This is a genomic window from Flavobacterium sp. JLP, from assembly GCF_015350755.1.
Taxonomy (GTDB): domain Bacteria; phylum Bacteroidota; class Bacteroidia; order Flavobacteriales; family Flavobacteriaceae; genus Flavobacterium.
The window spans coordinates 388,328-409,023 of the sequence record NZ_JADKPS010000003.1; the positions used below are offsets into that span (position 1 = coordinate 388,328).

The window sequence follows — 20,696 nt, forward strand, 5'->3', positions numbered from 1 at the left end:
GAAACAAATTCTCTTTACTCTTTAAGCGCTTTTACAAGTACTTTATCAATCTTTACGCCATCCATATCGATGACTTCTAGCACAAATTTTTGCCAAACTAATTTCTCTCCTTCTTTTGGAATATGAGAAAGCTCGGTCATAATCATACCGCTTACTGTATTTACTTCATAGTCATTTGTCAATTCATCCAACTCAAAATACGTTAGAAAATCGTGCAATGAATAATGCCCGTCAACCAGCCATGAACCATCTTCCCTTTCGATCAGTTGAAATTCATCTTTATAAAAATCAGATGCATCTCCAACTAAAGCTTCCAGAATGTCGTTTAAAGTTATAATTCCTTGAAAAACACCATATTCATCAGAAACTAAGGCATAATGAACTCCTGTTTTTTTGAAATTTTCTAGAGCTTTATAAGCTGTAGTCTGTTCCATTAAATAAGGAGGATCTGTCATTATTGCTGCCAAATCAAAATGATCACTTTCGATGTTGGCAAATATATTTTTCAAAGTTACAATTCCGACAATATCATCGTAATTGTCTCTATAAACTGGATATACAGTATGCAGATCCTGCAAAACCAATTCTTTTATTTTAGATTTATCCGCATTAAAAGGCAGCATATCTACGGATTTTCTGTGCGTCATTAACGAATTAACTTTTCTGTCGCCAATATGAAAAACGCGTTCTACGATATCTTGTTCGATTTCTTGAACTTCTCCGCCTTCGGTTCCTTCTTTTATAATGGCTTTAATTTCTTCTTCGGTAACTTTTCCGTCTGCAGAAGGTTTAATCTGCAGCACATTCAACAAGAAATCTGTTGAAGATGTTAATAACCAAATAAACGGCGCTGTTACTATTGAAACAATTTTCATTGGCAGAGCCACCATTTTTGCTATTGATTCTGGATAATTCAATCCGATTCGTTTTGGCAATAACTCTCCTAAAACTAAAGAGAAAAACGTTAAAACTACCACCACAATTCCAACTGCAACTGAATGTGCATAAGGTTTTAAAACTGCAAATCCGCTGACAAAAATCTCAACATCCATTGTGATTTTGTCTCCACTATAAATACCAGTTAAAATTCCGATTAGCGTAATTCCGATTTGTACGGTAGATAAAAACTTGTTTGGAGAATTAGCCAAATCAAGTGCAATCTTGGCGCTCTTATTTCCTTTTTTTGCTGCTGTTTCCAGTCTGTTTTTTCTAGCCGAAATCAATGCAATCTCTGACATCGAGAAAACTCCGTTTAATAGTATTAGAAAAAATATTATTAGTATTTCCAATGTTTAGTAGATTCGTTATTTGTTTGGTTCGTTTTTATTGTATTCCTGATTATTGTTTTTTAGCCCACATTAAAGAGAAAAGCCCGGAGTTATCTGGATTTTTCGTACAGCCGGAAATGCTTCTACAAATTATCTATAACTGACGTTAATCGCTCTGTAATTTCTTCTATAGTTCCAATTCCGTTTACGGCATGAAACTTACCTTGTTCTTTATAATACCCGATAAGCGGGGCTGTTTTCTCATTATATTCCTGATATCTTACACGAATTTTTTCTTCGTCTTGATCATCTACTCTCCCGCTTGTTTTCCCTCTTTCAAGCAAACGCGCTACCAAAATTTCATCATCAGCTTCTAAGGCGATTGTTGCCGTAACACTCGATCCAATTGTTGGCAAAAATTTATCTAAGGCTACTGCCTGATCTAAAGTTCTTGGATATCCGTCGAACAAGAAACCTTCAGTATCAGGGTGTTTATTTACTTCATCTATTAACATTGCAGTTGTAACTTCGCAAGGAACCAATTCTCCATTGTCCATAAAAACTCTTGCTTTTTTACCTAAATCTGTGTCATTTTTTAAATTAAAACGAAAAATATCTCCTGTTGAAAGATGTGTTAATTTGTATTTTTCTTTTAAAAATTCTGCCTGAGTTCCTTTTCCCGCTCCTGGCTTTCCAAATAAAACAATGTTAATCATAAAAGTAATTTAATGATTGAAAGATTTAAAAATGCAAGATTTAGACAATCTTAAATATTTAAATTTCTCTAATCGTGTTGTTAATGTAGTTATGTTATTTTTTAATTTTTAATCTTAAAATGCTTAAATCTATTCTGCTAATTTATAGACTTCTTCAAGGTTTCTTCCTAAACCATCATAGTCTAATCCGTAACCTACAATAAATTTATTCGGAATTCTGATTCCGATATAATCTATTTTTATGTCTTTTTTATATGCATCTGGTTTAAAAAACAAAGTTGCAATTTTAAAATGCTTTACGTTTTGCTGTTTAAACATATGTTTTAGTTCTTCGATCGTGTTTCCCGTATCGATAATATCTTCAATAATAATTACGGTTCTGCCAGACAAATCCTGATTAATTCCAATTAATTCCTTAACGGTATTTGTACTTTCAGTTCCTTCATAAGAAGCCATTTTTATAAATGAAACTTCGCAAGGACTTTTGTATTTTTTCAAGAAATCGGCAACAACCATAAATGCGCCATTCAAAACTCCAATGAAAATTGGCGTATCATCTCCAAAATCATCTTCTACCTGAGCCACTATTTTAGTTAAAGCAAAATCAATTTCTTTAGCCGAAATAAACGGAACAAATTGTTTATCGTGAAGTTGTATCATTATTTTTTACATTTAAAATAATGGGCAAAGATACAGAATTACAACCAAATGCAAGTATCAAAATATAGCGAGGTTTTCCATTTTTTTGTTAATGTTAAATATCAGTTAATTTCTACAAATCATTTCTTAATGATATTTTTAATTTCATTAAATTGTTGTTTGATAAATATTTAATCCAAAAAAAATGAAAACAACGATACAGTTACTTTCTATCTCCTTACTGACTTTAATAACAGCCTGCAATGGGCAAGTAAAAAAAGAAGAAAAAGAAGCTTTAGCAAAACAACCCAGCACTATTGTAAAAACTGCAGTTGGAGATATTACTTTACCTCCGCCTTATGCAACTGAATCGAAAACCAATAACAGTAAAGTAATTGGATGGCCGGAAGGAAAAACGCCAAAAGCGCCAGAAGGTTTTACAGTAACAAAATTTGCTGACGGATTTGAAAACCCGCGCTGGACTTATATTGCGCCAAACAACGATATTTTTGTTGTTGAAAGCGGTACAAGAACGAGTAAAAATCAGATTACAGTTTTGCGTGATAAAGACAAAGATGGAAAATTTGAAACCCGTGAAGTATTCATAAAAGGTTTAAACAAACCTTTTGGAATGCTGGTTCTAAAAGACTTTTTTTACATTGCCAATACAGATGGGCTTTATAAATATCCGTATAAAAATAATCCTTTGAAACTAGAAACCAAAGGTGTAAAAATTCTTGAACTTCCGGCTGGAGGCTACAACAATCATTGGACTAGAAATTTAATTGCAAATGCTGATGGAACTAAAATTTATGTTTCTGTTGGTTCTGGAAGTAATGTTGGTGAAAACGGAATGGACAAAGAAATTCGCCGAGCGGCAATTTTAGAAATTAATCCTGACGGAACTGGCGAAAAAATCTATGCATCTGGACTTAGAAATCCGGTTGGAATGGATTGGAATCCTGTAAACAAAGAGCTTTGGACAGCGGTAAACGAGCGTGACGAATTAGGAGACGATTTAGTTCCTGATTATATTACAAGCGTGAAAAAAGATGGATTTTACGGATGGCCTTATTCTTATTATGGAAACATCTTAGATCCGAGAATGAAAGGTGAACGCAAAGATTTGGCAGCAAAAGCAATTGTTCCAGATGTTTCAGTTGGTGCTCATACGGCATCGTTAGGATTAGCATTTTACACAAAAGGTGCTTTTCCTGCAAAATACAAAAATGGCGCTTTTGTTGGTCAGCACGGATCATGGAACCGCGCAAACATATCTGGCTATAAAGTAGTTTTTGTTCCTTTTGCAAACGGAAAACCTTCAGGAAAACCAGAAGATTTTTTAACCGGATTTATTTCTGATGAAAATAAAGCTGAAGTTTACGGACGTCCAGTTGCGGTTACCGTTATGAATGACGGATCGCTTTTGGTAAATGACGACAGCGGGAATACAGTTTGGAAGGTTACTGCTAAATAAATTCAAATTTTTTAAATTCCAAATTTCAACTATACGCATATTTTTTAAACACATAGGAACATAGTGACTTTGTGTTGAAAAGGCGTTTCACTTGTCTTAAAACACATAGCTATGTGAATTGATGTATAGTGAAACGCCTTTTTTCAGTATTTAAATCTATGTTCCTATGTGTTTAAAAAATGGCACTTTTAACGCAACTTATTTATGGCTCTAAAAAAATATTGCCTTTTTCTTTTTGTGCTTTTTATTTCTCAAAACATTTTAGCACAAGAACAAAAAGGCAAATCTATTGATCCTGTCAAACCAGAAAAATTAGAGGAAGTTGTTATCAGCTCCTTTCATATTAACGACAGTTTGCAAAATGCCCCAGCTTCTATAGGTCTTTTATCAAAAAAAGATTTACAGCAAAATAACGCGACGGATATCACTACTGTAATTAATACAATTCCCGGCGTTTTTATGCAATCTTCTAACTTGACTACAACCCGAATTTCGATTCGTGGTATTGGAGCAAGAACACCTTATGGAACCAATAAAATACGTGCTTTTTACGGCAGTATCCCATTGACTTCTGGAAACAGTGAAACGGTTATTGACGATATTGATTTGGAAAACCTCAACCAAATTGAAATTATCAAAGGACCGCTTTCGAGTGTTTATGGCGCGGGTTTGGGCGGTGCGATTTTAATTTCACCTCAACTTTCAAAAACACAAGGACAAAATGCAGGAATAAGTACGGTTTTTGGTTCGTATGGATTATTAAAAAATACTTTAAATTACAGTTTGAATGAAAAAAGCGCTAGCCTGAATTTAAGTTACCATAAACTTGAAACTGATGGCTGGCGAGAAAACAGTGCTTATAAACGTGAAGGAATTACGCTTGCAGGAGAATTATTTAGAAGAGAAAAAAGCAAACTGACTTATTTTTCGAACTATACGTATTTAAATGCTTTTATTCCGAGTTCGATCAGCAAAGAAGTATATGATAACAATCCGAAAGCTGGCGCGCCGACATGGGTAGCATCAAAAGGATATAAAGAATATAAATCGACTTTAGCTGGATTAGCTTATGATTTTAAAATCAATGATAATTTAAGCAATTCAACTTCGGTTTTTATTAATTATAAAGACAGTAATGAACCACGTCCTTTTGATATTCTGCGACAATATACTTTTGCAGCCGGAGCTAGAACTCAATTTTCGGGAAATTTTAAAATCTGGAAAATGGCAAATCAATTTGTTGCTGGAGTTGAATATTTCAGAGACAATTATAACGGAAATACTTTTGAGAATTTATACAAACAAAACAACGACCAAGGAAGCCTTCAAGGAAATCAGCTTACAGAAACGGATCAAAAAAGACATTTCTATAATGTCTTTGCGCAGCTGAGAACTTCGATTTCGAAACAATTTGAGTTTCAAGCCGGATTGAATTATAATGAGACTTCTTTTGAACTGACCAATTTTCTTCCGAATTCAATTACGACTACTGAAAAATACAGTTATGACGGTATTTTTTCGCCACAGTTTTCTTTGCTTTTTAAACCAAATCAAGAACAGACGATTTACTTTTCGGCAAGCAGAGGATTTTCATTGCCTGCAACAGAAGAAACTTTAACCAGCAACGGAACCATCAATCCAGATATAAAACCTGAAAACGGTTATAATTTTGAACTTGGCGGAAAATTCTATTTTTTCAACAAAAACGTATATGCTGAAGCTGCAGTTTACAGAATGGAAATTAAAGATTTATTGGTGGCGAAAAGAATTGGCGACGATCAATACGAAGGTGTAAATGCCGGTACAACTTTTCATGAAGGAATTGAAATAACTTTAAAACACAATTGGTTCATTAATAGAATTCTTTCATTAAGCTCTTACATCGCAACTTCTCTAGGGAAATATGAATTTAAAGAATTTGTTGATAGCGGAAATGATTATTCTGGAAATAAATTAACTGGTGTTCCTGCAAACAAAGTCAATGCAGGTTTGATTTTAAATACAACTTTAGGACTTTATTTTTCTGCCGATTTTCAGTTTGTAGATAAAATTCCGATGAACGATGCAAATACAGCATTTTCAGATTCTTATAAAATCTTAAATCTTAAAACAGGTTATCGTTTTGAAATTCTGCCAAATCTAAACTCTCAATTTGCTTTCGGCATTAACAATGTTACAGATGAAAAATATGCTTCTTTAATTTTACCCAATGCCGTTGCGGTTGGAAATGCATCTCCTAGATATTACTATCCTGGACTTCCTATAAATTATTACGGATGCGTTTCATTAAATTACTTATTTTAGATTCGTAATTAAATTAAATTCAAAAAAAATGCTTTCGGAATTGGACAAAAAATTGGATTACGTTAATGCTTGTAGAGAAAGCCGGCTAAAGGCAGCAGAAGATGTTTTAGACGATTCGTCTCTATTTAATGAATTAGTATTAATTTCTTTTTCTCCGTCGACTAAAAACCATCATAGAGCGTGTTGGATTTTAGAATTTATATCATATGAAGCGCTTTCTTGGTTCCAACCTCATCTTGATTTTTTCTGTTCTAATTTAAAAATTTTGAAAGATGAAAGTGCCATAAGACCCATTGCAAAAGTGATACAGCTTTTAGTAAAATCACACTATAGAAAAGACGAAAACAGTATTTTACTATCTGAAAAAAACCTTCAAGATTGTATTGAAGCCTCTTTTGACTGGCTGATAAACGATGTAAAAGTGGCTACAAAAGCCTATTCAATCAGAACTTTATATATTTTAGGAAATCATTTCGATTGGATTCATCCAGAACTGCAAGTTATTTTAAACAAAGATTATGCACATCATTCAGCCGCGTACAAAGCAGTTGCAAAAGAAGTTTTGAAGAAAATAGAATAGTTATAAAATCAAAAAAGGACATCTGTAGGCAGATGTCCTCTTTTCACTACTCAAAAAATAAAACTAAGCTTCACTTAAATTCTTATAATGGGGGTTATTAAAATTTGAAGCGAAGAAAAAATTCGTTCGAGTTTTTGGAGCTTGCTAATACTTTACCAGTATTGGCTTCATAAGCATATCCAAAAGTTAAATGCTTGCTGATTGTTAAGCCTGCGATTCCTGCATAAGCATTGTCGATTCTGTAACTTCCTCCAATTTCAAAAAATTCATCAATTTGAAGCATCACATTCAGATCTACAGAAAGTGGCGCGCCATTCACATATCTCATCATAAATGATGGTTTTAAAACTAACGGTGTTGTTGTTTCAAAATCGAAATCGTAACCACTGCTTAAATAAACGTGAGGTCTGTCTGTTGCAACCGCTGCGTAACCGTCTTTGTTTTTTGCACGTTCTGTATTTAATATTCTTGGGACAGAAAGGGATACAAAATATTTATCATTTTTCAATAAAGCTCCAACTCCTACGTTTGGATTAAATTGATTGATATTTGCCAAAGCAGGATCCGACTGTGGCACATAAGTCTGCAAACCAGAAGTATTTACGTTGTAAAAATTTCCGCCAGCTTTTATACCTAAATACAAATTAGTAAGTGCTCCTACTTGTAGTTTGTATGAAAGATCAATTCCTACTTGCGTTTGTTTTTCGATAAAAGTTTTATCGTAAACCATAGAAACACCTAATCCTAAATTACTTCCTACAGATGTTCCGAAAGACACAGCTTGCGTTTCTGGAGCATTTTCAATTCCTGTCCATTGCTTGCGGAAAGTAGTTGACAAAAGTGTTTCGCCATCTACACCTGCATAAGCTGGATTTACAACATTCATTTGGTATCGGTATGTTGTAAGCATCGTTTCTTGCTGGGCAAAAAGCATACTACTAAAAAGTAGTAATGCTCCAGCCAATATATTTTTAATTATTTTCATTTCTAAAATTTTATTTTTTACAATTACCTGTTAATGTATATCCAACCTTGTTTGTCGATCGATCCATTTCCATCTAAATCAATTTGATAGAAATATGAACTTGCTGCAGGTAAAGTACTATTACTTCCTTTTGAATGTCCATCCCAATCATTTTGGTAATTTCTGGCAGTAAATACCTCAGCTCCCCAACGGTTGAAAACACGGACTACAGAACTAGGATAATTTTCGATATTAGAAATAACCCAAGTATCATTAATACCATCTCCATTTGGAGTAAAGGCTTCAGAAATATTCATTTGATCTTTATCACAAGCATCTCCAAGACCATTATTATTACGATCTTCTTGATAAGGATTTGCAGTAATTGGACAGTTATCAGAAGTATCTAAAATTCCGTCATTGTCATCATCAACATCACAATTGTCTAAAATTCCGTCATTATCATTATCACCGAAACTATTTTTAACCGTTACTGTTGCATTAGCAGTTGCTTTATTACCGTTTTTATCTGTAACGGTTAAAACCACTGTGTTAACTCCAGTATTTGTACAATTAAAAGAAAGCTTACTAAGAGTAACCGTTGCAATACCACAGTTATCAGAACTTCCATTGTTAATTTGGTTCGCTGTGATAGAAGCATTTCCTGCATCATCCAGCTCAACGCTAATGTTGTTTGTTTTAACTGTCGGAAGAATAATATCTTGAACTGTTACTGTTGCAGTTCCAGTAGCTATATTTCCGTTAACATCTGTAACTCTAAGAGTAACCTGATTTGCTCCCACATTGTTACAGCTAAAAGCACTTGGAGTAACTGTTACAGTTGCAATTCCGCAAGTATCTGAACTTCCGTTGTTAATTTGAGCAGCAGTGATTGAAACATTTCCTGCTGCATCAAGCTGAACTGTTAGATTTTTAGTTAAAACAGTTGGTAAAACTTTATCCTGAACCGTTACTGTTGATGTACGAGAAGAAGTATTTCCGTTTGCATCTGTAGCCGTTAGGGTAACTGTATTAGCTCCAACATTCGCACAAGTAAATGTTGATGGAGAAACCGATAAAGTTAAAGTACCGCAAGAAGCTGTAGAACCATTGTCAACATCAGAAGCTGTAATGGTTACGCTTCCTGAAGCATTAAGCTGCACTGTAGCATTTTTTACTAAAACTGTCGGTGCAATTTTGTTTTCAACATTTACTATTGCTGCTGCAGATGAAGTGTTTCCACTAGCATCTGTAGCTGTTAAAGTCACTGTATTATTTCCAATGTTTGCACAAGTGAAAGTATTTGGAGAAACAGTTAAAGTTGTTATTGCACAATTATCAGATGAATTGTTATTTACATCAGAAGCTAAAATTGAAACATTTCCAGATGCATTAAGCTGCACTATAATGTCTTTTGTTAAAACTGCTGGCGCAATCTTATCTTCAACAGTTACTGTAGCTTGCGCTGAAGCAACATTTCCATGAATGTCTGTCACTTTTAAAGTAACTGTATTGGCTCCAACATTGGCACAAGTAAATGAAGTTTTATCTAATTCAATTGTATTAATTCCACAATTGTCTGTTGAACCATTATCAATATTTGAAACCAAAATTGTTGCATTTCCTGTTGTATCAAGCTGCGCTGTAAAATCTTTTGCTATTACGGTTGGCAACACATTATCTGTCACAGTTACTGTTTGCGTTACTGGAGCTGCTGCATTTCCGTTAGCATCAGTTACATTCCAAGTAATAGTCGTAGTTCCTAGAGGATAAACATCTGTAAGTAATTTTGCATCGTTTCTTGCTCCTGTTGGATTTCCAACTGTACAATTATCTGTAGCTGTTGCAGAAACTGAAACCACTGCACCGCAGATACCTGCATCAGAATTTACAGTTTGATCTCCGTTTGAAGCAATTACTGGAATTTCATTATCTATTACCGTTATGGTTTGCGTTACTGGAGCTGCTGCATTTCCATTAGCATCTGTAACATCCCAAGTGATTGTTGTAGTACCAACTGGATAAACATCTGTAAGCAATTTTGCATCGTTTCTTGCTCCTGCTGGAGTTCCAACTGTACAATTATCTGTAGCAGATGCTGAAACAACTACAGTTGCTCCGCAAGAATTGGCATCAATATTTACACTTTGATCTCCGTTTGAAACAATTACTGGAACTTCATTATCTGTTACCGTTATAGTTTGCGTTACTTGAGCTGCTGCATTTCCATTAGCATCTGTAACATCCCAAGTGATTGTTGTAGTACCAACTGGATAAACATCTGTAAGTAATTTTGCATCGTTTCTTACTCCGCTTGGTGTTCCAACTGTACAATTATCTGTTGCTGTTGCTGAAACAACTACAGTTGCTCCGCAAGAATTGGCATCAACATTTACATTTTGATCTCCGTTTGAAGCAATTACTGGAATTTCATTATCTGTTACCGTTATGGTTTGTGTTACTGGAACTGCTGCATTTCCATTAGCATCTGTTACATCCCAAGTGATTGTTGTAGTACCAACTGGATAAACATCTGTAAGCAATTTTGCATCGTTTCTTGCTCCTGTGGGCGTTGCAACTGTACAATTATCAGTCGCTGTTGCAGAAACTGAAACCATTGCACCACAGTTTCCTGCATCAGTATTTACTGTTTGATCTCCGTTTGAAGCAATTACTGGAATTTCATTATCTGTTACCGTTATGGTTTGAGTTACTGGAACTGCTGCATTTCCATTAGCATCTGTTACATCCCAAGTGATTGTTGTAGTACCAACTGGATAAACATCTGTAAGCAATTTTGCATCGTTTCTTGCTCCTGTTGGCGTTGCAACTGTACAATTATCAGTCGCTGTTGCAGAAACTGAAACCATTGCACCGCAGTTGCCTGAATCAGTATTTACTGTTTGATCTCCGTTTGAAGCAATTACCGGAATTTCATTATCTGTTACCGTTATGGTTTGCATTACTGGAGCTGCTGCATTTCCATTAGCATCTGTTACATCCCAAGTGATTGTTGTAGTACCAACTGGATAAACATCTGTAAGCAATTTTGCATCATTTCTTGCTCCTGTTGGAGTTCCAACTGTACAATTATCTGTAGCAGATGCTGAAACAACTACAGTTGCTCCGCAAGAATTGGCATCAACATTTACATTTTGATCTCCGTTTGAAGCAATTACTGGAATTTCATTATCTGTTACCGTTATGGTTTGAGTTACTGAAGTTGCTGCATTTCCATTAGCATCTGTTACATCCCAAGTGATTGTTGTAGTACCAACTGGATAAACATCTGTAAGCAATTGTGCATCGTTTCTTGCTCCTGTTGGAGTTCCAACTGTACAATTATCTGTAGCAGATGCTGAAACAACTACAGTTGCTCCGCAAGAATTGGCATCAACATTTACATTTTGATCTCCGTTTGAAGCAATTACAGGAATTTCGATATCTTCAACTGTTATTGTTGCATTTACAGTCGATACATTTCCGTTATTATCCGTAACAAATAAAACAACATTATGCGTACCTAAATCAGTACAAGAATAGGTTATAGAACTTGTTTCAGATCCGGGTACCGGTCCATAACTAGCTTGAATAGCCAATCTTTTTGGAGTTCCACCACAAGGATCTAGAAAAGTAAGATTATCTGCGGTAATAGTAGCACTAGATTGTCCTAACAAAAAACTTTCAGCGTTAGGTACACTGTAGAAAGAGTTACAAAAACCCAAAGCGTAATTACCACAGCTTCCTGATGGCGTTCCATAACTGGCAAAATCAACCTTAGTAAAAACACTAGATGATGCTGCTGTAAGCGTTAAATCGCTTCCTTCGTTAACCATATCGCAAACTGTTCCTACAGATCCAGAACCAATTGCATAACTGCTAATTCCGCAATTGTCTGTACTTCCATTATTTAGTTGAGTTGCGTTTACGGTTACACTTCCATTAACATCTAATTGAACTGTTATATTTTTTGCAATTGCAGTTGGTTTTACATTATCAGTAGCAATAATTGTAAACGAAGCTGTTGTAGGAATACTATTTGCATCCGTTATTGTTACATTGTATGTTCCAACTCCAAGATTTGAAGCAGTATCAGTCGTACTAACATTTGGTGACCACGCATATGAATAAGGCCCAGTACTTCCATCTACAGCAACAGAAAGTGCTCCTGTTAAATCACCACTACATAAAACATTTGCAGTTTGAGATATGGATGCTGAGTAAAGAGATGTTATTATTACTTGACCATTCATTTTCAAAGCAGTGTCAGTGGCTCCATCAATTCCTGAATTATTTATCTGATTAGAACCAGAATTGTAACTATACGCCGCTTGTGGCCCTGTCGATGCATCATACGAACCAAAAGTATTACCGCCTTGATAACCACCTCCTGCGCCACCACATGTGTAATAATCTCCTGCGCCACCGCCGCCAAATCCACCGTGTGACAATAACTGGCCATACCTGCAATCACCTCCAATAGCTCCATTTAAAAAAGACTGCCCACCAGTGCTAACATTCCCATCCTCGCCATTTAGATTAAATCCACCGCCAGCACTGCTTGATATAGCTCCATTTGCTGTAGTAGTTCCTTGAATTGAGGGGTCACCAAATATTGATGTTCCCCCAGGGTGTAATCTCACGTTATAGTTTCCAGCTCCGTCACTTCCTGCTCCACCTGCAGCAACTAACAAAGGACTATTCCCCGTAAGGAGAACTACAAATGAACCTCCTCCTCCTCCAGACCCTTCCCAATCGGTTCCATTTAATCCGTATTGTCCTACAGCAATTTTCAAGACTGTGCCTGCCGTCAATGAAAACTCACCGTATATATCTGCTCCTGTACCAAACTCATTAGTGCTCTGTTGTCCTCCAGAAGCACCAACTGCTTGAATGGAGTACTTTCCAGTAACAGGTACAACCCATTCTTGATACCCCTGAGTGTTAACAGTAACTGCTCCGGCAAGTGTCGTTGCTGTATAAGCAGTAGTAACTTGAGACTGTGTTGGACCAAAACGTCCGGTTGCTCCAGCACTTGTAAATGTATAAACTGTTTGCGAAAAAGATACTAACGGAAATAGCAACGCTAACATCGCAAGTATCATATATTTTTTTATTGGCAAATTTTCTATAGAAATCTTTGACCAATAATTTGTCTTTTTTTTCATTAATTGTTTGGTTATTAATTAGTATTACCTTATCCCTAGCTGTTGATAAACAGCAATAAAAGTCCTGTCCAATTTGTCAGTAACAATGGACATTTAATCGTCTTTCGACAATTTTTTTTAACTGGAAGGAAAATTAAAAACTGCTGGAAATATCTTTTTGCATTATTTAATATGCAAATTCCAAATAAGGAGTTTTTTGAAAGGTGCGAAATACATTCGCGAAGTAAAGTAGTTTTATTATCATATTGGTTGGTTTAAGATTACCGAACAAAATTATATCGAAATCCAAACCTCGAATAGCCCATTCGGACACATCGATAGCCCGAAACGACCAACTATATGCACTATACAAAAAAGGCTGTGCAAAACTTGTTAAAACGAATAACTAAACAATTGCAAAACAACAACTTAAAAATAAAAACAGGTATAAATACGGTGTTTATAAAGTCACCAAAAAAAATGTGATTTAAGATTGAAAAAATCAAGAAAAGAAAGAATTTTACAGCGATTAAAGCCGTATTTCTGACGGCATTTTTCCAAAACGCTTTTTAAAATTTGCTGTAAACTTGCTAGAACTTTTATAACCGGTCGCTAAGGCAATATTTTTTATCTGCAGATCTGTATTTTGAATCATGTGCATAGCCAAAAGCAATTTCTTTTCTTTATGGTATTGCATCATCGAAACACCATGAACAGATTTAAAAGTTAATTTGAGTTTTGTTGGCGACATATCAACCTTTTGCGCAATAAATTCTATTCCTAAAAAAGAATCTGTTATGGTATCGAGAAGCAGTTTCTCAGCTTTTGCAATTTTGCGATAATCTGGAGTATCAATTGGCAGATAATTTCCTTCGCGCTGCGCTAGAAACGCATTTTTAAAAAAAGTAGAAACCAACTGAAAGGCATTCGTCTTTAAAATTGATTTACTAAAAAAATCATGCTTATTGTTTTCTAAATTGGTCAAGATTTCTTTTGATAATTCTGCAGCATTTGGCACAATATTCTGATACGTAATAAATCCGTTATCTGAATTTAAGAACTTCTTAATATGATTGTCTTCTGGAAGCGTTTCGAAAGAAAAGTTGCGTTCTGCCCAATCTTTGCTAAAAGCAAACAAGTAAAATTCACAAATCGATTCTTTATAGAAGTAAGCACCAACTGGTGTTCCTGGCTTTTTAAAACCCCAATATTTACTTGAAAAAGGTGTTTTATCTGCAAATGTATTTTGCAGTTTCACTTCGCTTTCAAAAACCGAAAAGGTAAGGGTATAATAATCGCTCGGAAAATCTTCATCATAAACTGCTTTTAGCATTACATTTTTCTTAAAAGTAATACTCGTAACAATAATCCAGAAGCCTTCTTCGATTTCGCGATAGCGCATCACGCCTTTAGAAAAGGGATTATTTCTGTAAACTGCCTGTTCTTCTTCAACATGATTTACTGAAGGAGAATTTACAATACTTTTAACAATAACTTGCGGAGAATTAGATAAATATGGCAATTCAAAAAAGCCGTCTCTATAAAAATTGATATTCTCTTTTATGAATTTAACCCATTTTCCTACGTGCATATACTAGTATCAAATTTAATTCTCTCTAAAAACCGAAGGCAATGCTCCAAATCTCTTTTTAAATGCAGCAGTAAACTTGCTTGCACTTTCAAAACCAGTAATTGCAGCAATAATTTGAATTTCGATTTCGGAATTTTGAATCAATTGTTTGGCCAAAAGCATATTTTTTTCTTTATGATATTGCAGCATCGAAAATCCAAAAACAGTTTTAAAGTTATTTTTTAATTTCGTAGCAGAAGTATTTACTGCATCGGCTATTTTATCAATACCTAAAAAAGAAACATGTAAATTATGGAGAATCATTTTCTCTGCTTTGGCGACATTTGCATAATCTAAATTAGTCAGTGAGATGTTATCTTCAATACGGCTGTCTTCAAAAGAATTATCAAAAAAAGCTGCAATTAATTTCAGGCAGTTTTTCCTTAATTCTGGCGTTGTAAGTTCGATTTGATCATCAGACTCTAAAATCTTTGATATTTTTTTAGACAAGACATGCGCCTTTGGAGCGATGTCCAGCCAAGTATAAAATCCTTTTTGTGAATTAAAAAAATTCTCTAAAACGCTTTTTTTACAAAATTTATCCGATTTAATATTTTTCTCTACCCACTCTTTATTCATGGCAATATTAAAAAACTTACCTTTTGTTCCTTTATAAAAATAAGTTGCAACTTCAGTATCGGGTTTATAAAATGTCCAACATGTACTCAGCAGGACTATATCCTCAGAATCTTTTACAGGAAATCGATACTCAAAAACTGAAAACGACAAAATATAATAATCCTTGCTATGATCTTGTGTATAAGTGGCTTTGGCAAGAATATTTTCATTAACTTCCAAATTGCTTTCCAAAATCCAAAAACCATCTTCAATAGTTCTGTAACGCATCGTTCCCCTCCAAAAAGCATTATCTGTAATAATGATTTGCTTTACCGGATTATGTTTCGCAATAGGCAGTTTAATCAAGCTGTCTAGCATGACCTGAGGCGAATTTGATAGATAAGGAAGTTCGAAAAAATCATCTTTTAAAAGAAAAAGATATTTCTGAATATGGTTGGCCCAATTGTTTGTGGTCATGTACTTACAAATTCTGTAATAGTTGAAAATCAAGTATCAAACCTACACATTTTGCGGCTATCAATCAAAATTTAATAACCAATAATTTAACATTTAACTTATAGTTTCAAATAATTGAAAATTCAGAAAAAAAAGCAATTCAATACACAATAAATTGGCATTTCTATTTTATCAAGTATCTTTGCAAAAACACAACACAAAATGAATTATTTTTCTTCTGATTTTAAATTAGGAATATTAGGCGGCGGACAATTGGGTAAAATGCTTTTGTCTGACACCAGAAAATTTGACATACAAACTTATGTTTTAGATCCGAGTGATGAAGCTCCGAGCAAAATTGCCTGCAATAAATTCTTTCAGGGCGATTTGATGGATTATGAAACGGTTTACAACTTCGGGAAACAAGTCGATGTTTTGACTTTTGAAATCGAATTGGTAAATCTTGAAGCTTTGACGCAATTAGAAAATGAAGGCGTAAAAGTGTACCCATCTCCAAAAACCTTAAAAGGAATTCAGAATAAAGGAACTCAAAAAGATTTTTATACGGAAAGCAATATTCCGACCGCAGCATATTTACGATTTGAAAGTCCGCTGCATTTGCAAAAATCAGTTGGAAATAACGAAATCACAATTCCGTTTGTTTGGAAATGCACTGAATTTGGCTATGACGGAAATGGCGTAAAAGTTATTCGCCAAATTTCTGATATGGATGATTTGCCGCATGTTGAATGCATTGCAGAAACGATGGTTCCCTTCAAAAATGAATTGGCTGTAATAGTGGTAAGAAATCCATCTGGAGAAATAAAAACCTATCCGGTTGTAGAAATGGAATTTCACCCAGAAGCCAATCAAGTAGAATACGTAATCTGCCCTGCAAGAATCGACGAAAAAGTAGCCGAAAAAGCCAGAGCAATTGCTTTGAATGTTTCGGAGAAATTCAATCACGTTGGTCTTTTAGCAGTAGAAATGTTTCAAACCCAAGAAGATGAAATTTTGGTAAATGAGGTTGCTCCTCGCCCGCATAATTCTGGACATTATTCTATTGAAGCCAGTTTTACTTCTCAATTCGAAAATCATTTGCGCGCTATTTTAGATCTTCCTTTAGGAAATACCGAAAGTAAAGTTGCCGGAGTTATGGTAAATTTAGTGGGCGCCGAAGGTTTTTCTGGAGATGTAGTTTACGAAAACATCGAAACTATTTTAGGATGGGATGGCGTTACACCTCATATTTACGGTAAAAAACAAACCCGTCCTTTCAGAAAAATGGGTCACGTTACGATTGTAAACGAAAATATGCAGGAAGCCAGACGAATCGCGGAGCAGGTTAAGAATACTATTAAAGTGATTTCTCAATAGTTTTCAGTTGCAGTCACAGTTTTCAGTTTTCGAAACTTGAAACTTGAAACTTGAAACCTGAAACCTGAAACCTGAAACCTGAAACAAAATATAACAAAACAAAAACACAAATGAGCAAAGTAGCCATTATAATGGGAAGCATCTCAGACATGCCAGTCATGCAGGATGCCATCGACATACTAAAACAATTCAATATCGAAGTTGAGGTTGATATCGTTTCGGCACACAGAACGCCGGAGAAATTATTCGATTTCAGTAAAAATGCACATACACGCGGAATTTCGGTAATTATTGCCGGAGCTGGAGGCGCTGCACATTTACCTGGAATGGTAGCTTCAATGTCACCGCTTCCTGTAATTGGAGTTCCTGTAAAATCTAGTAATTCTATTGATGGATGGGATTCGGTATTATCGATTCTTCAAATGCCGGGCGGCGTTCCGGTTGCAACAGTTGCTTTGAACGGAGCAAAAAATGCCGGAATCTTAGCAGCACAAATCATCGGAAGTCATGATAAAAAAGTACTTGATACCATTATTTCTTATAAAGAAGAATTGAAAGCAGCTGTTAATAAAGCGGCTGAAGGTCTGAAATAGTTTGCAGTTTTCAGTCACAGTTTTCAGTATAAACTGTGACTGAAAACCGCGACTAATAACTTAAATTATGCTACATCTTCAACTTCCTCCAAAACAGATTCAAATTCAGATTCCTCTATATCATCTTTATTGATCCAATTTTCCGAAGTAACCAAATTGTAATTTACGTTATCTTCTGTTGTCAATTCCCAAATAATACCTTCGGCTTCAGGAAAAGGGATATTTTGAGATATTTGATTTTCGAATAATCTCTTAATAAGGTTTCTATCAGACAAACCGTTGTTCAATAATTTAAGGACATTTTCGGCAGTCAGCTTTTGCGGTTCACTATCAGTTGGCGTCATCGAAAAATGAACAACTGACGCTTTTGCATTTGGAAATTTCCCATTGTAGGCTTTAAAAAGCAATTGATTGACATGAAATAAAGTCCCTTGCATGTGTATTTCTGGGTATTCTTCACACACTTTATCAATCAACATATTGTTCGATATTTGTTCAATCTGACCTTCACTCAATTGATCTCCTAGTCTATATCCTAAAACGATCTGAGCTGCTTCGTTAGGCTCGTAATCAGAAATAGCCATTTCTAATAATTCCGGCAAACTGCTTTTCTCTGCTGTTGCTCCATCCGGATAATTGAATTTCCCTAATAACTGAACAAAATCTTCATCAGACCAATATCCTTCTAATTCATTTACCGTATCTATATTCTTTATTACAACTTTATAATTCATCTTTTTTATTTTATAATTATGATCAGCATTTTATATTGCTAAATTCTATTTTCTCAATTTACGCTTTTAAAATTGCCCTCAGTAATAAATAACATATCTATAACACAATTTAAGAGGATTTTATGCTGAGAATCGATTTTGTTTAGATGATTAAATTTTTATAAATTGCTATCTTTGGAATTCAATAATTTCGACTTCAATTAATAAAAAAATTTATATCATAATGAGTGTCTTACTTTCAAAATTTATAACTAAACATAATACAGCACCTTTTTCTCAAATCAAGATCGAAGATTATATTCCTGCTTTTAAGGAAGGAATTGCTTTGGCAAAAGCTGAAATCGATACAATCGTAAACAATACAGAAGCACCAACTTTTGAAAATACGGTTGTAGCAATGGATTTTTCAGGAGATATTTTAGATCGTCTTTCGAGTATTTTCTTCAATTTAAATTCGGCTGAAACCAATGACGAAATGCAAAAAATCGCTCAGGAAGTTTCGCCTTTACTTTCAGAATTTGGAAATGACATTACATTAAATGCCGCTTTGTTTGAGAAAATAAAAACGGTTTACGATCAAAAAGATACATTAAATCTGAATCCCGAGCAAACAACGCTTTTAGACAAAAAATACAAAAGTTTTTCTAGAAATGGAGCCAATTTGCCAGAAGACAAAAAAGATAAACTACGTGAAATCGACAAAGAATTATCTAAATTAAAATTACAATTTGAAGAAAATATTTTAGCAGAAACAAATGCCTTCGAATTGCATTTAACTGATGAAAAGGATTTATCAGGATTACCGGAAGGAACAATTGAAGCTGCAAGATTATTGGCGAAAAACCAAGAAAAAGAAGGCTGGATTTTTACTTTAGATCATCCAAGTTATGTTCCGTTTTTAACTTATGCTGACAATCGCGAATTAAGAAAAAAAATGGCAATTGCTTTTGGAGCAAGATCGTTTCAGAATAACGAATTCGACAATCAGGAAAATGTGTTGAAAATTGCTAAACTTCGTTTTGAAAGAGCAAATTTATTGGGCTACAAAACACATGCACATTTTGTTTTAGAAGAAAGAATGGCACAAAGTCCAGATAAAGTTTTCTCTTTCTTGAATGATTTGCTTGCAAAAGCAAAACCGGCAGCTCAAAAAGAATTTGCTGAATTAACTGCTTTCGCGAAAGAACTAGACGGAATTGAACAATTAGAAAAATGGGACGGCGCTTATTATTCTGAGAAATTAAAACAACAGCTTTTTAATTTAGACGACGAAAAACTAAAACCTTATTTTCAATTGGAAAAAGTTTTAGATGGCGCATTTACAGTTGCGAAAAAATTATACGGATTAACTTTTACTAAAGTTTTTGATATCGATAAATATCATGAAGAAGTTACCACTTACGAAGTAACGGATTCTGAGAACAATTTAGTGGCTATTTTCTACGCCGATTTCTTCCCAAGAAAAGGAAAAAGAAATGGCGCTTGGATGACTTCATTCAAACATCAATATAAAAAAGACGGTGTAAACGAAAGACCACACATTTCAAATGTCTGCAATTTTACAAAACCAACGGAAACAAAACCATCATTATTGACTTTTAATGAAGTAACGACTTTATTCCATGAATTTGGACATGGTCTACACGGAATGCTGGCGAATACAGTTTACCCAAGTTTATCTGGAACTTCCGTTTATTGGGATTTTGTAGAATTACCGAGTCAGATTATGGAAAACTGGTGTTACGAGCCAGAAGCTTTGGCTTTGTTTGCAAATCATTATGAAACGGGAGAAATTATTCCGATTGAATATGTACACAAAATTAAAGAAAGTGCAAGTTTTCAAGAAGGTTTGGCAACATTGCGCCAGTTAAGTTTTGGCCTTTTAGATATGGCTTGGCACGGACAAGATCCAACAAACATTACGGATCTAAAAGCTTTCGAAATCGAACAATTTGCTAACACACAATTGTATCCAGACGTAAAAGAAAATGCAATGAGTACGGCTTTTTCGCATATCTTCCAAGGCGGTTATTCTTCTGGATATTACAGTTACAAATGGGCTGAGGTTCTGGATGCTGATGCTTTTGAATATTTTCAGGAAAAAGGTATTTTCGATCATGAAGTAGCGACAAAATTCAAGGACAATGTGCTTTCAAAAGGAGGAACTGAACATCCAATGACTTTGTACAAACGTTTTAGAGGGCAAGAACCGAAACCAGAAGCTTTATTGAAGAGAGCGGGTCTTTTGTAGAC

The 20,696-nt window shown here is 34.8% G+C and carries 14 protein-coding genes; 6 read left to right on the forward strand and 8 right to left on the reverse strand.

Features of this window, described 5'->3' with window-relative positions; translation table 11 throughout:
- Positions 1–14: 14 nt before the first annotated feature.
- From IRZ83_RS11265 to hpt, 3 genes are all read right to left on the reverse strand, one after another.
- Positions 15–1,289, reverse strand: coding sequence for a hemolysin family protein (locus IRZ83_RS11265; protein WP_082447160.1), 1,275 nt, complete (start codon positions 1,287–1,289; stop codon positions 15–17).
- Between the two features lie 122 nt (positions 1,290–1,411).
- Positions 1,412–1,984 carry an adenylate kinase gene (locus IRZ83_RS11270; protein WP_029272026.1) on the reverse strand — a complete coding sequence of 191 codons (573 nt, stop codon included), beginning with the start codon at positions 1,982–1,984 and terminating at the stop codon, positions 1,412–1,414.
- A gap of 129 nt (positions 1,985–2,113) precedes the next feature.
- The gene (gene hpt, locus IRZ83_RS11275) at positions 2,114–2,644 is read right to left on the reverse strand and encodes a hypoxanthine phosphoribosyltransferase (protein ID WP_029272025.1); all 531 of its coding nucleotides are present in this window, start codon (positions 2,642–2,644) and stop codon (positions 2,114–2,116) included.
- A gap of 184 nt (positions 2,645–2,828) precedes the next feature.
- On the opposite strand from hpt, the gene IRZ83_RS11280 reads away from it, so the two are divergent.
- The 3 genes from IRZ83_RS11280 to IRZ83_RS11290 all read left to right on the forward strand — a co-directional run bounded on the left by IRZ83_RS11280 (position 2,829) and on the right by IRZ83_RS11290 (position 6,984).
- Positions 2,829–4,100, forward strand: coding sequence for a PQQ-dependent sugar dehydrogenase (locus tag IRZ83_RS11280; RefSeq protein ID WP_029272024.1), 1,272 nt, complete (start codon positions 2,829–2,831; stop codon positions 4,098–4,100).
- A gap of 204 nt (positions 4,101–4,304) precedes the next feature.
- A complete protein-coding gene (locus tag IRZ83_RS11285) occupies positions 4,305–6,404 on the forward strand; it encodes a TonB-dependent receptor (protein ID WP_194568797.1) in 2,100 nt (699 codons plus the stop codon).
- 52 nt (positions 6,405–6,456) lie between these two features.
- On the forward strand, positions 6,457–6,984 hold the full coding sequence (locus tag IRZ83_RS11290; protein WP_228520682.1) for a hypothetical protein: 528 nt from the start codon (positions 6,457–6,459) through the stop codon (positions 6,982–6,984).
- A 97-nt stretch (positions 6,985–7,081) separates the two neighbouring features.
- On the opposite strand, the gene IRZ83_RS11295 is transcribed toward IRZ83_RS11290, so the two are convergent.
- From IRZ83_RS11295 to IRZ83_RS11310, 4 genes are all read right to left on the reverse strand, one after another.
- Positions 7,082–7,969, reverse strand: coding sequence for a type IX secretion system membrane protein PorP/SprF (locus IRZ83_RS11295; RefSeq protein WP_194568801.1), 888 nt, complete (start codon positions 7,967–7,969; stop codon positions 7,082–7,084).
- Between the two features lie 23 nt (positions 7,970–7,992).
- Entirely contained in the window at positions 7,993–13,116 is a 5,124-nt protein-coding gene (locus IRZ83_RS11300; protein WP_194568803.1) for a gliding motility-associated C-terminal domain-containing protein, read from the reverse strand.
- A gap of 508 nt (positions 13,117–13,624) precedes the next feature.
- Positions 13,625–14,686 (reverse strand): helix-turn-helix domain-containing protein, encoded by a 1,062-nt coding sequence (locus IRZ83_RS11305; protein WP_194568805.1) that lies wholly within the window; start codon positions 14,684–14,686, stop codon positions 13,625–13,627.
- Positions 14,687–14,701: 15 nt separating this feature from the next.
- Entirely contained in the window at positions 14,702–15,760 is a 1,059-nt protein-coding gene (locus IRZ83_RS11310; protein ID WP_194568807.1) for a helix-turn-helix domain-containing protein, read from the reverse strand.
- 201 nt (positions 15,761–15,961) lie between these two features.
- Here IRZ83_RS11310 and IRZ83_RS11315 point away from each other — a divergent pair, with 201 nt between their 5' ends.
- Both IRZ83_RS11315 and purE read left to right on the forward strand, forming a co-directional pair.
- On the forward strand, positions 15,962–17,116 hold the full coding sequence (locus tag IRZ83_RS11315; RefSeq protein ID WP_194568809.1) for a 5-(carboxyamino)imidazole ribonucleotide synthase: 1,155 nt from the start codon (positions 15,962–15,964) through the stop codon (positions 17,114–17,116).
- Between the two features lie 110 nt (positions 17,117–17,226).
- Complete coding sequence (purE, locus tag IRZ83_RS11320; protein ID WP_192187054.1) at positions 17,227–17,709, forward strand: 5-(carboxyamino)imidazole ribonucleotide mutase; 483 nt, start codon at positions 17,227–17,229, stop codon at positions 17,707–17,709.
- A 65-nt stretch (positions 17,710–17,774) separates the two neighbouring features.
- Here the strand turns inward: purE and IRZ83_RS11325 are convergent, their stop codons facing one another.
- Positions 17,775–18,443 carry a hypothetical protein gene (locus tag IRZ83_RS11325; RefSeq protein WP_194568811.1) on the reverse strand — a complete coding sequence of 223 codons (669 nt, stop codon included), beginning with the start codon at positions 18,441–18,443 and terminating at the stop codon, positions 17,775–17,777.
- A 223-nt stretch (positions 18,444–18,666) separates the two neighbouring features.
- On the opposite strand from IRZ83_RS11325, the gene IRZ83_RS11330 reads away from it, so the two are divergent.
- The gene (locus IRZ83_RS11330) at positions 18,667–20,694 is read left to right on the forward strand and encodes a M3 family metallopeptidase (RefSeq protein ID WP_194568813.1); all 2,028 of its coding nucleotides are present in this window, start codon (positions 18,667–18,669) and stop codon (positions 20,692–20,694) included.
- The last annotated feature ends 2 nt before the right edge of the window (positions 20,695–20,696 follow it).

What these genes read in the sequence shown, in the direction of transcription:
- IRZ83_RS11270 (WP_029272026.1), bottom strand. Translation starts at nt 1,984, where the DNA reads ATGATTAACATTGTTTTATTTGGAAAGCCAGGAGCGGGAAAAGGAACT.
- hpt (WP_029272025.1), bottom strand. Translation starts at nt 2,644, where the DNA reads ATGATACAACTTCACGATAAACAATTTGTTCCGTTTATTTCGGCTAAA.
- IRZ83_RS11280 (WP_029272024.1), top strand. Translation starts at nt 2,829, where the DNA reads ATGAAAACAACGATACAGTTACTTTCTATCTCCTTACTGACTTTAATA.
- IRZ83_RS11285 (WP_194568797.1), top strand. Translation starts at nt 4,305, where the DNA reads ATGGCTCTAAAAAAATATTGCCTTTTTCTTTTTGTGCTTTTTATTTCT.
- IRZ83_RS11295 (WP_194568801.1), bottom strand. Translation starts at nt 7,969, where the DNA reads ATGAAAATAATTAAAAATATATTGGCTGGAGCATTACTACTTTTTAGT.
- IRZ83_RS11300 (WP_194568803.1), bottom strand. Translation starts at nt 13,116, where the DNA reads ATGAAAAAAAAGACAAATTATTGGTCAAAGATTTCTATAGAAAATTTG.
- IRZ83_RS11305 (WP_194568805.1), bottom strand. Translation starts at nt 14,686, where the DNA reads ATGCACGTAGGAAAATGGGTTAAATTCATAAAAGAGAATATCAATTTT.
- IRZ83_RS11310 (WP_194568807.1), bottom strand. Translation starts at nt 15,760, where the DNA reads ATGACCACAAACAATTGGGCCAACCATATTCAGAAATATCTTTTTCTT.
- IRZ83_RS11315 (WP_194568809.1), top strand. Translation starts at nt 15,962, where the DNA reads ATGAATTATTTTTCTTCTGATTTTAAATTAGGAATATTAGGCGGCGGA.
- purE (WP_192187054.1), top strand. Translation starts at nt 17,227, where the DNA reads ATGAGCAAAGTAGCCATTATAATGGGAAGCATCTCAGACATGCCAGTC.
- IRZ83_RS11325 (WP_194568811.1), bottom strand. Translation starts at nt 18,443, where the DNA reads ATGAATTATAAAGTTGTAATAAAGAATATAGATACGGTAAATGAATTA.
- IRZ83_RS11330 (WP_194568813.1), top strand. Translation starts at nt 18,667, where the DNA reads ATGAGTGTCTTACTTTCAAAATTTATAACTAAACATAATACAGCACCT.